13 protein-coding genes are annotated in these 13,802 nt (G+C 61.8%); 2 read left to right on the top strand and 11 right to left on the bottom strand.

Annotation, left to right across the window (positions count from 1 at the left end):
* Window positions 1-87 precede the first annotated feature (87 nt).
* From RBA40_RS00885 to rpsO, 3 genes are all read right to left on the bottom strand, one after another.
* Window positions 88-483, bottom strand: coding sequence for a DOPA 4,5-dioxygenase family protein (locus RBA40_RS00885; protein ID WP_306645164.1), 396 nt, complete (start codon window positions 481-483; stop codon window positions 88-90).
* Window positions 484-572: 89 nt separating this feature from the next.
* Window positions 573-2,690 carry a polyribonucleotide nucleotidyltransferase gene (pnp, locus tag RBA40_RS00880; RefSeq protein WP_306645162.1) on the bottom strand — a complete coding sequence of 706 codons (2,118 nt, stop codon included), beginning with the start codon at window positions 2,688-2,690 and terminating at the stop codon, window positions 573-575.
* Between the two features lie 164 nt (window positions 2,691-2,854).
* A complete protein-coding gene (rpsO, locus tag RBA40_RS00875; protein WP_054263682.1) occupies window positions 2,855-3,124 on the bottom strand; it encodes a 30S ribosomal protein S15 in 270 nt (89 codons plus the stop codon).
* Between the two features lie 174 nt (window positions 3,125-3,298).
* On the opposite strand from rpsO, the gene RBA40_RS00870 reads away from it, so the two are divergent.
* On the top strand, window positions 3,299-3,802 hold the full coding sequence (locus RBA40_RS00870) for a hypothetical protein (RefSeq protein ID WP_306645160.1): 504 nt from the start codon (window positions 3,299-3,301) through the stop codon (window positions 3,800-3,802).
* A gap of 93 nt (window positions 3,803-3,895) precedes the next feature.
* Here the strand turns inward: RBA40_RS00870 and RBA40_RS00865 are convergent, their stop codons facing one another.
* Window positions 3,896-4,672: a substrate-binding periplasmic protein gene (locus RBA40_RS00865; RefSeq protein WP_306645158.1), complete on the bottom strand. Its 777-nt coding sequence runs from the start codon at window positions 4,670-4,672 to the stop codon at window positions 3,896-3,898.
* Window positions 4,673-4,970: 298 nt separating this feature from the next.
* On the opposite strand from RBA40_RS00865, the gene RBA40_RS00860 reads away from it, so the two are divergent.
* Window positions 4,971-5,711, top strand: coding sequence for a hypothetical protein (locus RBA40_RS00860; protein WP_306645156.1), 741 nt, complete (start codon window positions 4,971-4,973; stop codon window positions 5,709-5,711).
* A gap of 106 nt (window positions 5,712-5,817) precedes the next feature.
* Here RBA40_RS00860 and RBA40_RS00855 read toward each other — a convergent pair whose 3' ends face one another.
* From RBA40_RS00855 to RBA40_RS00825, 7 genes are all read right to left on the bottom strand, one after another.
* Window positions 5,818-6,498: a hypothetical protein gene (locus RBA40_RS00855; protein WP_306645154.1), complete on the bottom strand. Its 681-nt coding sequence runs from the start codon at window positions 6,496-6,498 to the stop codon at window positions 5,818-5,820.
* A gap of 5 nt (window positions 6,499-6,503) precedes the next feature.
* Window positions 6,504-8,048: a 2-isopropylmalate synthase gene (locus tag RBA40_RS00850; RefSeq protein ID WP_306645152.1), complete on the bottom strand. Its 1,545-nt coding sequence runs from the start codon at window positions 8,046-8,048 to the stop codon at window positions 6,504-6,506.
* Between the two features lie 63 nt (window positions 8,049-8,111).
* Entirely contained in the window at window positions 8,112-8,981 is an 870-nt protein-coding gene (gene pssA / locus RBA40_RS00845; RefSeq protein WP_099876483.1) for a CDP-diacylglycerol--serine O-phosphatidyltransferase, read from the bottom strand.
* A gap of 113 nt (window positions 8,982-9,094) precedes the next feature.
* Complete coding sequence (locus RBA40_RS00840; RefSeq protein WP_306645150.1) at window positions 9,095-9,841, bottom strand: SIMPL domain-containing protein; 747 nt, start codon at window positions 9,839-9,841, stop codon at window positions 9,095-9,097.
* A gap of 224 nt (window positions 9,842-10,065) precedes the next feature.
* Window positions 10,066-11,082: a ketol-acid reductoisomerase gene (gene ilvC, locus RBA40_RS00835; protein WP_054263690.1), complete on the bottom strand. Its 1,017-nt coding sequence runs from the start codon at window positions 11,080-11,082 to the stop codon at window positions 10,066-10,068.
* A gap of 64 nt (window positions 11,083-11,146) precedes the next feature.
* On the bottom strand, window positions 11,147-11,638 hold the full coding sequence (gene ilvN / locus RBA40_RS00830; RefSeq protein ID WP_054263691.1) for an acetolactate synthase small subunit: 492 nt from the start codon (window positions 11,636-11,638) through the stop codon (window positions 11,147-11,149).
* The gene (locus RBA40_RS00825) at window positions 11,638-13,365 is read right to left on the bottom strand and encodes an acetolactate synthase 3 catalytic subunit (RefSeq protein ID WP_099876478.1); all 1,728 of its coding nucleotides are present in this window, start codon (window positions 13,363-13,365) and stop codon (window positions 11,638-11,640) included. Before RBA40_RS00825 ends, ilvN begins: the two co-directional genes overlap by 1 nt.
* Window positions 13,366-13,802: the final 437 nt, after the last annotated feature.

Raw genomic sequence — 13,802 nt, 5'->3', positions numbered from 1 at the left:
CAAGCAATCCGGGCCGGCGTGCCACGGAGCCCAACTAGCGAGGCCGGTGTCACGGACGGCGCTCGGCGTCGTGGACAGCCTGGTGCGCTAAAACGCCGACTTGCCGAAGCGCGCCACGCCCTGGTTCACGCCGGGCGGGTCCAAGGTTTCCAGCTTGAGAGGCAGCGCCTCGCCGATCCAGTGCGCCAAGGTGGTGTGATCGGCCACGTCGTCGTCGGTCAGCGGGTGCACCAGGGCGCGCAGGCCGGACGCTTCGAGCAGCGCAATGACCGCCGGCAGCATGGCGGCGCTGCAGTGAATCTCGTATTCGGGCAGCGGGTGCGGGCCGACCGCGTGGTCGCCCAGTTCGCCGACAAAAAACAATTCGGCGATGGCGCCCGACTGTTTGGCGTCGAGCAAACGCTGGCGCAAGGCCAGTGCCTGCGGGCGGCTGACTGCATCGTAGTAAATGTGGGCGTGGTACGGGGCGTTGAGGTCATCCATGTGCTTCATCCTTTTTAATGTAATGGCCTGAAAAAAACCGCCAGGGCTTGCGCGCTGGCGGTTTTTTCACAGGCGTTGCTTGGCAACGATTACTGAGGAGCCGCTTCCGCGCCTTCAGCAGCTTTCATCGACAGCTTGAGGCGGCCGCGGTCGTCGGTCTCGAGGACCTTGACGCGCACGGCCTGGCCTTCTTTCAGGTAGTCGGCAACAGCGTTCACACGCTCGTTGGCGATCTGCGAGATGTGCAGCAGGCCATCCTTGCCTGGCATGACCTGAACGATCGCGCCGAAGTCCAGCAGCTTGAGCACGACGCCATCGTAGGTCTTGCCCACTTCGACCGAGGCGGTCAGTTCTTCGATGCGGCGCTTGGCTTCCTGGCCGGCGGCGGCGTCGACCGACGCGATGGTGACGATACCTTCATCGCTGATGTCGATCTGGGTGCCGGTTTCTTCGGTCAGCGCGCGAATGACTGCGCCGCCCTTGCCGATGACGTCACGGATTTTCTCAGGATTGATCTTGATGGTGATCAGGCGCGGCGCGAAATCCGACAGTTCGGTTTTCACGTGCGGCATGGCCTTCTGCATTTCGCCGAGGATGTGCTGGCGGCCTTCCTTGGCTTGCGCCAGCGCCACTTGCATGATTTCCTTGGTGATGCCCATGATCTTGATGTCCATCTGCAGCGCGGTAATGCCGTTGGCGGTACCGGCTACCTTGAAGTCCATGTCGCCCAGGTGATCTTCGTCGCCCAGAATGTCGGACAGGACGGCGAACTTGCCGCCTTCCTTGATCAGGCCCATGGCGATACCGGCCACGTGCGCTTTCATCGGCACGCCGGCGTCCATCAGCGCCAGGCAGCCGCCGCAGACGGAAGCCATCGACGAGGAACCGTTCGATTCGGTGATTTCGGACACCAGGCGCACCGAGTAGCTGAAGTCTTCAGGGTTGGGCAAGGCGGCGATCAGCGCGCGCTTGGCCAGGCGGCCGTGACCGATTTCGCGACGCTTCGGCGTACCGACACGGCCGGTTTCGCCGGTGGCGAACGGAGGCATGTTGTAGTGCATCATGAAGTCATCGGTGTACTCGCCCATCAGCGCATCGATCTTCTGGCTGTCGCGCGCGGTGCCGAGGGTAGCCACGACCAGCGCTTGCGTTTCGCCGCGGGTGAACAGGGCCGAACCGTGGGTGCGTGGCAGGATGCTGGTGCGGATCGCGATCGGACGCACGGTGCGGGTGTCGCGCCCGTCGATGCGTGGCTCGCCGTTGAGGATCTGCGAACGCACGACTTTGGCTTCGATATCGAACAGGACGTTGCCGACGTCGACATTGTCCGGCTGGGGTATGCCGGTGGCGGCAGCGTCAGCGGCCAGGGCGGCGTAGACTTCCTGGAACGATGCTTTCAGCTTGGCGGTACGGGCAACCTTGTCCTTGATCTGGTAGGTTTCGTTGATGTTCGTTTCAGCCAGTTCCTTGACGCGGGCGATCAGCGCTTCGTTCTTGGCCGGAGCGGTCCATTCGACTTCCGGCTTGCCGCCGTCGCGCACCAGTTCGTGGATCGCATCGATCACCACTTTCATCTGGTCGTGGCCGTAGACAACGGCGCCGAGCATGATTTCTTCGGACAGTTGCTTCGCTTCCGATTCGACCATCAGCACGGCCATTTCGGTACCGGCAACGACCAGGTCCATCTCGGATGTTTTCAGTTGCGTCGTGGTCGGGTTCAGGATGAACTGGCCGTTGGCGTAGCCGACGCGCGCGGCGCCGATCGGGCCGCTGAACGGGATGCCGGAGACGCACAGGGCGGCGGATGCGCCGATCATGGCGGCGATGTCCGGATCGATCTCAGGATTGACCGACAGCACGTGGATGATGATCTGAACTTCGTTCAGGTAGCCTTCTGGGAACAGCGGGCGGATCGGACGGTCGATCAGGCGGCTGGTCAGGGTTTCTTTCTCGGAAGGGCGGCCTTCGCGCTTGAAGAAACCGCCTGGGATTTTACCGGCAGCGTACGTTTTCTCGACGTAGTCGACCGTCAGCGGGAAGAAATCCTGGCCTGGCTTGGCGTCTTTGCGCGCAACCACGGTAGCGAGGACGACGGTGTCTTCGATCGACACCATGACGGCGCCGGAGGCTTGACGGGCGATTTCGCCGGTTTCCAGGGTAACTTGATGTTGGCCGTACTGGAAGGTTTTCGTAACTTTATTAAACATGGGTAATCCCTTTCTATTTGCCGACAGATTTTCAGGCGCTGTCGTCCACCTCACCACAGGCAACATTGCTTGCTGCCTTTACTACTTTTTCGGGACTAAAAATGCAAAATGCCCGCGACAGCAAGCTGCGCAGGCATTTCTTGATAAACTTGAATCCGCAAAAATTACTTGCGCAGGCCGAGTTTAGCGATCAGATCGCGATAGCGGGTTGCGTCTTTGCTTTTCAGGTAGGACAGCAGGCTCTTACGACGGTTGACCATCATGATCAGACCACGGCGCGAGTGGTGATCTTTAGCGTGAGCTTTGAAGTGGCCGTTCAGTTCGTTGATGCGTGCGGTCAGCAGAGCGACCTGAACTTCAGGGGAGCCGGTGTCGTTTTGCGCACGGGCGTTGTCCGCGATGATCGCGGCTTTGTTGATGTTTTCTACGGTCATGATGATACCTTTCACATGCGGTGCACGAGTCGCAACCCGACACACCGTGAACTTCGATTAAACCGGCCAAAACGGCCAGACCCGCAAGTATATGCGAAAAGCCGGCGTGCTGCCAGTGCTGCTTGGCGCAAGCTGGGGCATGATGGTGTTTTGGTCCTTTCAAAGGTGGTTTTTATGCGAAAACTAGTCAAAGTGGCAATCCTGAGCGCGCTGCTGGCCCTGGGCGGCTGCGCGGCGATGATGCGCACGCCGCCGGTGCCGGGCGACACGCTCGAGGTGGTGCGCGCCAAGTTCGGCGAGCCGACCGCGGTCCACGCGCTGCCGCCGGGCCAGGTGCTCGAATACGCGACCGGGCCGTACGGGCAGTTCACGTGGATGGCGCGCATGGGGCCCGATGGCAAGCTGCTCGCGTTCGAGCAGGTGCTGGGCGACGTGGGATTCGGACGCATCAAGATCGACAAGTCGACCAGGGCCGATGTGATGGCGACGGTGGGACGCCCGGCCGAGCGCTCGTATCTGGCGCTGTCGGACCTGGAGGTGTGGTCGTACCGCTATAAAGAGAGCGGCGTGTGGAATTCGATGATGCACGTGCACTTCGACCGCGCCGGCATCGTCAGGAAGATGATCAGCGGGCCGGATCCGATGTATGAAGAGAAGCGCGGGTTTTTCAGGGATTGAGAACGGCTGGCAGGAGCGCCGGCAACTCGCCGGGCATCGCAACGCCGGCGTATCGGGTCAGACGACATGACAGAGTCGCGCCCCGCGCCGCATTTATCTGTCGGCCGCCGCCGCCCGCCTGTCCGGTGAGCGTGAAGGCGGCGCCAGCCAGGTCCTGTCGCGCCTTAACGCCTCGACCGCACCCTGCAGGAAGCGATACAGCTCGGGTTGATCGAGCGGCACAAGGATGCCGCGCTCGTACGACGCAGTCCTGGGCCGGCTCGCCACATGCAGCAGCGCCGGGTCCATGAAGGCATCATTCCTGAGCGCGTCCAGGGTGGAACGGTCGACAATGGTAAAGTCCAGGCGCCGGTTCGAGACGATCATCTGCAGCGCGTTCTTGATTTGCGGCACATCGACGCGGGTAATCTCGCCGGCCGCAATCAGCGGGTCCAGGTCGGGAAAGCGGTGCCCGCTCGGCGCACCGAAGCGCTTGCCGCGCAGGGAGTCCGGCCCCTTGTACTCCAGCGGCGCGGCGCGCGGCGACACCACCAGCGATTCGTCGTCCATCAGCCCGGTAGTCCAGAGATAGCGCGTGCGCCCGGGATCGTCGAAAAATCGTGGATGTACCCAGGGAACGACGATCGTGATTTTTCGGTCGTGCAGAAGCACATCGAGCCGCCGGCGCGGAATGTAGACCGGTTCAAAATGGTAGCGTCCGCCGGCCAGGCCATTCAGCCTGCTCGCCAGCCGGGCATTGAACCCGGCGGAAGGTTGGCCCGGCACGAACCAAGGTGCGTACTCATAGTAGGTCGCCAGCTGCACGGTTTCGGCGGCATGCGCGAGGCGCAGCGCCAGCGCCGGCAAGAGAAACAGATACCTCAGCCGCATGACCATACCGCCATTAACGTCGCCATCTGTTCGTCACTCCCCAAGCCGCTTTGAAGGAACCGGAAATCACCACCCCATTTAACCACGACTGGCTGGGGAGCTGTGTCCGCTTGCGTGTCCCCGGAAACCGTTCACCATCTTCGCCGGCTGCGTCAGCCTCTGCTGTCGAAATGATGTGCCGTTCAAACTCCCCGCTGCCGCAGCGCAGCTCGCCTGGCGGCACCACTGGTACCGCCGCACGCCACTTTCGCGAAGAGATGAAAACAGGAAAGCACACCTCTGTTACGCGTGCGAAACCATGCCTATACTTGCTGCCATGGTTCTCGCCTTCACGCCACATCCAGACAATCGCCACGCCACCGCTTTCGCGCTGACCTTGCTCGTGCACGCTGTGCTGATCGTGGGCTGGCAATATGCCCGGCGCATCCCGCCCGCCGACAACGCTCCAGTCCAGAGGATCCAGTGGGTCACGATCACGCCGCAAGCGAAGAAGGCGAACACCCCGGCACCAAAACCGGTGCCGCCAGACCTGCGGAAAACGGTCGGCGCGAGTGCGACGACGGCGCGCGCTGCCCCCGCCGCGCCGCCCATGCAAGCGCCAGCCCAGCCGGCAGCTGAACTGCCGGCCGAGGTGGTGGCAGAGGACACGCCGTCCACGCCAGCGCCGAGTGCGGCCGAGATCATGCAGCAAGCCAGGCGCGGCATCGGAAAAATCGATCAGGATTTACGCAAGGCCCATCCCGGGCAGCCGATCACGGCGCCTGTGACTAACGGGGCAACCCGGCTGGCCCAGGGTTTGCAGGCAGCGGCCGACGCGGTGCCCAACCGCTGGTACGAGGCGCCCAAGGTCACCGAGATCATCGATCCCGGGCCGTACAGCAGGCGGCGCTACCGGGTGGTCGGCGCCGACGGCACCTATTGCATCACGGTCGAATCGAATCACGCGCCCGATGGCCTGGACATCATGAAAAACGGCATCCAGCACAAGACGACCACCTGCGAACCGAGCGAACAGGCGGCCACCAAGCAGAAATGGTAGGCCGGTGGCGAAGAAGGCATTCAGGTTCGCTGGGCGAGAAGTCCTCGAAGCGCGGCGAGGCTGAGCGACGATGGCGCCAACTGGCAGCAGGGGTGCGTGCGCGCCGTCACATGCGCGTTTTGTGGCATAGCGTCCAGGGGAGCTTGGTCAGGGACTGGCCGTCGATGTTGATCCAGTTGGCGCCCGCGGCAAAACTGACCCAGAGCTTGTTTGGTCCGGCGTACGCCATGCTGCCATCGTCGCTGATGAAAAAGGCGCGCGCGCCTTCGGCCAGCGCTTCGTCGAGGTCCACCAGCTTCTCGGCACGGCCAGCGCTGGCGCGGTACAAGGCACTCGGGCGCACCGGCGACGCTTGCGAATCGACGCCGCCGATGATGTACAGGGTGCGTCGTTGCGCACCCACCAGCACCGCGTTATACGGGGCGGCAGTACCGACATAATCGAGTTCGAGTGGCATCCAGGGCGCGCCAGCAGCGGCCTTGCGCACCAGATGACGGCGATGATTGGCGCTGCGGGTGGCGTACTGCACGCCGTCGCTGTCGGTGTACACGAAGGATTCACCACCACCGGCGGCCACGGTATCGCTGCGCTCGGCGAGCTTGCCGGTCACGTCGCGCCATGTCTTTCCATGGTCAAGACTGCGCACGGTGCCGAAGCTCGCGCGCACCAGGATCTCGCCTGTGGCGCTGGTGCGGGCCCAGTGGATTAGCTGGAACGTGCAGGAACTGGCCTGCACGCCGCCGGCGACGGTGCACCAACCAGCGACGAACAATGCGGACAGACGCATGCCTGCTACTGCTGCGGGTTGACGCGCTCGATCTTCGAGTGCAGCTTGTTCAGGCCTGACAGGTAAGCCTTGGCCGAGGCGACGATGATATCCGGGTCGGAGCCAACGCCGTTGACGATGCGGCCCGAACGCGACAGGCGCATCGTGACTTCGCCCTGCGACTGGGTGCCGTTGCTGATCGCGTTGATCGAAAACAGCACCAGTTCCGCGCCGCTGGCCGCTTCCTTTTCGATGGCGTTGACGGTGGCGTCGACCGGGCCATCGCCCTCGCCTTCGCACGCGAACTCCTTGCCGCCGATCGCGAACACCACTTTGGCGGTCGGGATTTCGCCGGTTTCGGAGCGCTGCGACAGCGACACGAAGCGGTAATGCTCGTCTTCCTGCGCGTGTTCTTCGTCCGACACCAGCGCCATGATGTCTTCATCAAAAATCTCGGACTTGCGGTCGGCCAGTTCCTTGAAACGGGCAAAGGCGGCATTGACTTCGGCTTCGGATTCGAGTTCGATCCCCAGTTCCCGCAGCCGTTCCTTGAACGCGTTGCGGCCAGAGAGCTTGCCCAGCACGATCTTGTTGGCGGCCCAGCCCACGTCTTCGGCGCGCATGATCTCGTACGTTTCGCGCGCCTTCAGGATGCCGTCCTGGTGGATGCCGGAGGCGTGCGCAAAGGCGTTGGCGCCCACCACGGCCTTATTCGGCTGCACCGCGAAGCCGGTAATCTGCGACACCATTTTGGATGCCGCCACGATCTGGGTGGTGTCGATGCCCAGTTCCAGGCCGAAGTGGTCGCTGCGGGTGCGCAGCGCCATCACGACTTCTTCGAGCGCGGTGTTACCGGCCCGTTCGCCCAGGCCGTTGATGGTGCATTCGATCTGGCGCGCGCCGCCGATCATCACGCCGGCCAGCGAGTTGGCGACCGCCAGGCCAAGGTCGTTGTGGCAGTGGACCGACCAGACGGCCTTGTCGGAGTTGGGGATGCGCTCGCGCAGGCGGCGGATGGTGGCCCCGAACACCTCCGGCACCGCGTAGCCGACCGTGTCGGGGAAGTTGATGGTGGTGGCGCCTTCGGCGATGACAGCTTCGAGCACGCGGCACAGAAAGTCTTCGTCGGAGCGGCTGCCGTCTTCGGGCGAGAACTCGATATCGTCGGTGTACTGGCGCGCGCAGCGGATGGCGATTTTCGCCTGTTCGAGCACCTGTTCCGGCTCCATGCGCAGCTTCATCTGCATGTGCAGGGGCGAGGTGGCGATGAAGGTGTGGATGCGTTTGCGCTCGGCCGGCGCCAGCGCTTCGGCGGCGCGCGCAATGTCGCGGTCGTTGGCGCGCGAGAGCGAGCAGATGGTCGATTCGCGCACGGCGCTGGCAATGGCGCGGATAGCTTCGAAGTCGCCCGGCGAGGCGGCCGCGAAGCCGGCTTCGATGACGTCGACGCGCATGCGCTCCAGCTGGCGCGCGATGCGGACCTTTTCATCCTTGGTCATCGATGCGCCTGGCGATTGCTCGCCGTCGCGCAGGGTGGTGTCAAAAATGATCAGGCGATTCGAATTCGTCATGGCGGCTCCATTGGGCTAGTGTAAGGCGGGTGCGTGCCGGCCGCCATCGAATCGCATCGATGGTCAGCGGCGTTCGCTCGGGTCGACAGGTTCGTCTGCGGTCTGCACGATGCTCACTGGCTTGCCCTTGGCAAGGCGCCACGCGTACACGGCATAACCGGACAAACCATAAATAACAAACAGCGGCATCAGCACTTTTGGCGGGTCGATCGAGACCAGCGCCAGCGCCAGCGCGATCAGGAACACGACGATGAACGGTACCGATTTGCGGAAGTTGACGTCCTTGAAGCTGTAGAACGGGACGTTGGTGACCATGGTCAGGCCGGCGAACAGCGCGATGCCCCACGAGATCCACGGCAGCTCGGCGCCGGAAAATCCCAGGTCGGTCATCATCAGCACGAAGCCGGCCACCATGGCGGCGGCGGCCGGGCTGGGCAAGCCCTGGAAGAAGCGCTTGTCGACCACTTCGATATTGGTGTTGAAGCGGGCCAGGCGCAAGGCTGCGGCGGCGCAGTAGACAAAGGCGGCCAGCCAGCCGAATTTGCCCAGGCCGCGCAGCGACCATTCGTAGATCACCAGCGCCGGCGCGGCGCCGAAGGAAACCATGTCGGCCAGGCTGTCGTACTGGGCGCCGAATTCGGATTGGGTGTTGGTCAGGCGGGCGATGCGCCCGTCGAGGCCATCGAGAATCATGGCGATGAAAATGGCCCAGCCGGCGTGCTCGAAGCGCTGGTTCATGGCCATGACGATGGCGTAAAAGCCGCAGAACAGCGCGGCGGTGGTGAAGGCATTCGGTAAGAGGTAGATTCCACGGCGCCGCATCGGGTTGCCGTCGGCATCGAGCCGCTGGCGGCCAATCTTGCTGAAGCGGGACAACTTGCCACCCTTCGCTTTCGGGACTGAGGGCTTTCTGCGGCGTGGGAAGGTGGCCATATGTTTCCGTTTCAAGTAATTGGATCGCTTCGTGCGGCCGCGTCCGAGAGTGGACGCGGCTGGTTTGCCACTTATTATAGTGGGAGCACCGTCAACTTAGCGATCAGATACTTTTACTTGAATTTCACCTTTCCTACAAGACGCATCTGCAAGGTGGTTTCGCCAGGCTCGAAGCTCGGTTCGGCCACTTCGACCGCTTCGGCCTTGGCGGCGCGCATGAACTGCTGCGGCGCAGCATCACCAGCATAGTTGCCGGAACCTTCGTAGTCCAGCGTCTCGATGACCGCTTCGGTCATCTTGCGGCCCATGGCGCTGGCGATCGCGGCAACGCGTTCGTTCAGGTTCTTGTAGGTGGCGATGAGACGCTGGTCGTCGAGCTTGCGGGTAGTTTCCGCCGACAGGCCGAAATTGAGACCGTTCAGGGCCAGGATTTTTTGCACGGCGGCCGTCATTTTCGGCAAGTTGGCCAGGTTGGTGGTTTTCACTTCCAGATACTGGCCCACGCGCCAGCCGGTCGGCACAAGCGGACGAGGCTGCGGCTGGCCGTCGGGACGCGGTGTCACTTCCGGATAGACCGGATAAGTATAGTAGCCGACCGTTTTCAGGATCGCTTTCGGGTCTTCCCGGCGCACGATCTCGGTGCCCTGCTTCATCTTCTGGTTCACGCGCGAGGCGGCTGCGGCCTTGTCCTTGTCCTGCTCTTCGATAAAGAAGGTGGCAACGACCTGGTCGTTCGGATGGGTCACTTCACCGTAGGCGGGAACGATCACCAGCGCGCCGGCGGTCGCGAGCGTGTTCTGCGCGGAAGCGTGGGTGGCGAGCGTCAGGGCGGCGATTAATGCAATTTTTTTGAGGGACATGTTTTTCTCCAGGTGAATGACAAGCACACGAGGTATGACTACCTCATCAGCTTGGTTAACCCGGACGATACCCGGAATCGGACAGACCACGTACCGTTGTAATCAAAATTTGCAAATTTGGGAAGGTTGATTACATCTCGTTAACTCGTCGTTCCCGCGCCTTGGCGCGGGAACGACGGTCTGAAGTGTAACGGTACCATCGACGTGTACCGTTACGCCAACAATTAGTTCTTCGACTGATCAACCAGCTTGTTCTTGGCGATCCACGGCATCATTGCGCGCAGCTTGGCGCCGACTTCTTCGATCGGGTGCTCGGACGTCAAGCGGCGGCGCGAGATCAGGGTTGGTGCGCCGGCTTTGTTTTCCAGGATGAAGCTCTTGGCGTATTCACCGGTCTGGATATCCTTCAGGCATTGGCGCATCGCATCCTTGGTGGCCGACGTCACCACTTTCGGACCCGTCACGTATTCGCCGTACTCGGCGTTGTTCGAGATCGAGTAGTTCATGTTGGCGATGCCGCCCTCGTAGATCAGGTCGACGATCAGTTTCAACTCGTGCAAGCACTCGAAGTACGCCATTTCCGGCGCGTAGCCCGCTTCGGTCAGGGTTTCGAAGCCGGCCTTGATCAGCTCGACCGCACCGCCGCACAGAACCGCTTGCTCGCCGAACAGATCGGTCTCGGTTTCTTCACGGAAGTTGGTTTCGATGATGCCGGCACGGCCGCCGCCGTTAGCCATGGCGTACGACAGGGCGATATCGCGCGCCGAGCCGGACTTGTCCTGGTACACGGCGATCAGGTGCGGCACGCCGCCACCGGCTGCGTAGGTACCGCGCACGGTGTGGCCCGGCGCTTTCGGGGCGATCATGATCACGTCGAGGTCGGCGCGCGGCACCACCTGGCCGTAGTGCACGTTAAAGCCGTGCGCGAAGGCCAGCACGGCGCCCTGCTTGGCGTGCGGCGCCACGTTTTCGGTGTAGACCTGGGCAATGTTTTCGTCAGGCAGCAAGATCATGATGATGTCGGCTGCCTTGATCGCATCGTTCACTTCCGCCACTTTCAGGCCAGCCTGCTCGACCTTGGTCCACGATGCGCCGCCCTTGCGCAGGCCGACGGTGACGTTGACGCCCGAATCGTTCAGGTTCTGTGCGTGCGCATGGCCTTGCGAACCGTAGCCGATGATGGCAACGTTCTTGCCTTTAACGAGGGAGAGGTCGCAATCTTTGTCGTAAAAAACGTTCATGATAATTTTCCTATAATTTTTGGTGTGGGGACATGCCCGTATGGGACGTGCTCGTGGGCACGGATTAAACTTTGAGGATGCGTTCGCCGCGGCCGATACCCGATCCGCCAGTACGTACCGTTTCGAGGATGGAGGCGCGGTCGATGGAATCGATGAACGCGTCGAGCTTGCCCTTGTTGCCGGTCAGCTCGATCGTGTAGGTCTTTTCCGTGACGTCGATGATACGGCCGCGGAAGATGTCCGCGGTACGCTTCATCTCTTCGCGTTCCTTGCCGACCGCGCGCACCTTGATCAGCATGAGCTCGCGCTCGATATGCGCGCCCTCGGTCAGGTCGACCACCTTGACCACCTCGATCAGGCGGTTCAGGTGCTTGGTGATCTGTTCGATCACATCGTCCGAACCGCTGGTGACGATGGTCATGCGCGACAGGGTGGCGTCTTCGGTCGGCGCCACGGTCAGGGTTTCAATGTTGTAGCCGCGGGCCGAGAACAGCCCGACCACGCGCGAGAGCGCACCGGCTTCGTTTTCGAGCAGGACAGAAATGATATGGCGCATTACAGGTCCTCCGAGCCGAGCAGCATTTCGGACAAGCCCTTGCCGGCCTTGACCATCGGCCAGACGTTTTCGGACTGGTCAGTGATGAAGTTCATGAACACGAGGCGGTCTTTCATCCCAAAAGCTTCTTTCAGTGCACCGTCGACGTCGCCCGGCTTTTCGATCTTCATGCCGACGTGGCCGAACGATTCGGCCAGCATCGAGAAGTCCGGCAGCGAATCCATGTAGGACTCGGAATAGCGCGAACCGTAGTCGATCTGCTGCCACTGGCGCACCATGCCGAGGAAGCGGTTGTTGAGCAAAATGATTTTCGGCGTCAGGTGATATTGCTTGCAGGTAGCCAGTTCCTGGATGCACATCTGGATCGAGCCTTCGCCGGTGATGCAGGCGACCGTCGCGTCGGGATTGGCCATCTGCACGCCCATGGCGTACGGCAAGCCCACACCCATCGTGCCCAGGCCGCCGGAATTGATCCAGCGGCGCGGCTTGTCGAACGGGTAGTACTGGGCCGCCCACATCTGGTGCTGGCCGACGTCGGAGGTGATGAAGGCGTCGCCCTTGGTGATTTCCCAGACCTTTTGGACCACCGATTGCGGCTTGATGACGAGATCGGATTCGGCGAATTTCAGGCAGTCGCGCCCGCGCCATTCGCCAATCTGCTTCCACCAGTCTTTCAACGGGGCGGCATTGACCTTGGCGTCGGCGGCGTCGAGCTGCGCCAGGAATTCGATCAGCACGTCCTTGACGTTGCCGACGATGGGAATATCGACCTTGACGCGCTTGGAAATCGACGATGGATCGATGTCCACGTGGATGATCTTGCGCGGGTTCGAGGCGAAGTGTTTCGGGTTGCCGATCACACGGTCGTCGAAGCGCGCGCCGATGGCGATCAACACGTCGCAGTGCTGCATCGCCATGTTCGCTTCGTAGGTGCCGTGCATGCCGGGCATGCCGACGAAGTTGTCGCTCGACGCGCGGTAGCCGCCCAGGCCCATCAGGGTGTTGGTGACCGGGAAACCGAGCTTGTCGACCAGCTTGTTCAGCTCGGGCGAGGCATTGGCCAGGATCACGCCGCCGCCGGTGTAGATCATCGGTCGTTCAGCCTGCAGCAGCAGTTGCACAGCCTTGCGGATCTGGCCCGAATGGCCCTTGTCGATCGGCTTGTACGAGCGCATCTCGATATCCTTCGGATAGTCGTAGGCGCATTTGTGCATGCTGATGTCTTTGGGGATATCGACCAGGACCGGACCGGGACGGCCGGTGCGCGCAATGAAGAACGCTTTCTTGATCGTGGCGGCCAGGTCCTTCACATCCTTCACCAGGAAGTTGTGCTTGACGCAGGGACGCGTGATGCCGACGGTGTCGCATTCCTGGAAGGCGTCCTGGCCGATCGCGGTGCTGGGCACCTGGCCGGAAATGACGACCATCGGAATCGAATCCATGTACGCCGTTGCCAGGCCGGTGACGGCATTGGTGACACCCGGACCGGAGGTGACCAGGGCCACGCCGACGGTGTTCGAGCTGCGCGAATAGGCATCTGCCGCATGCACGGCGGCCTGCTCATGGCGTACCAGGACGTGTTGGAATTTGTCTTGCTTGAAGATGGCGTCGTAGATGTAGAGTACGGCGCCGCCTGGATAACCGAAAACGTGTTTAACGCCTTCTTCCGCCAGACAACGGACGAGTATTTCGGACCCCGTGATGGTGGCCGATGATTCGTTGTTCATGATACATTCCTTTCAAGACCCATTGGGAGGTGATCGGATGCTCTTTCCTAACGAAATTCGCGTGGCGCGACAGTGCTCAGGCTTCCCTTCTTTCTGCGGTCACGTCGATCTTTCACGTACCCATAGATACGTTACGAACCGGCGCTAAACGCAACTCGTTTGGCGTGAGTTTCTGTAGCGATTACTGCGAACCTCTCGCGCTTGTGGCGCGGGTTAGAGCAAACTGCCTACATATGAAAGCGCGTCATGCCGATGTTGGCCTTGTGTGCCGGTCTCGACTTGACCATACAGCTTCGGGGTTGCAAAGCGTCATATACCTTACTGCGTTGCACCATTGCGGTCAAGTTAAATCGGCCCGGCTTGCCTGCTTTCGTGGCCCTGCACCGGGCAATCGCAGTAAATACCATGCAAAAAGGCCCATTCTTTGCTAGCATGCG

Origin of the sequence: Massilia pseudoviolaceinigra (assembly GCF_030846505.1) — a bacterium.
In the GTDB taxonomy this organism is placed as follows: Bacteria; Pseudomonadota; Gammaproteobacteria; order Burkholderiales; family Burkholderiaceae_D; genus Telluria_A; species Telluria_A violaceinigra.
Note: the sequence above shows the minus strand (reverse complement) of the source record. Positions and strands in the feature narration are given on the sequence as shown.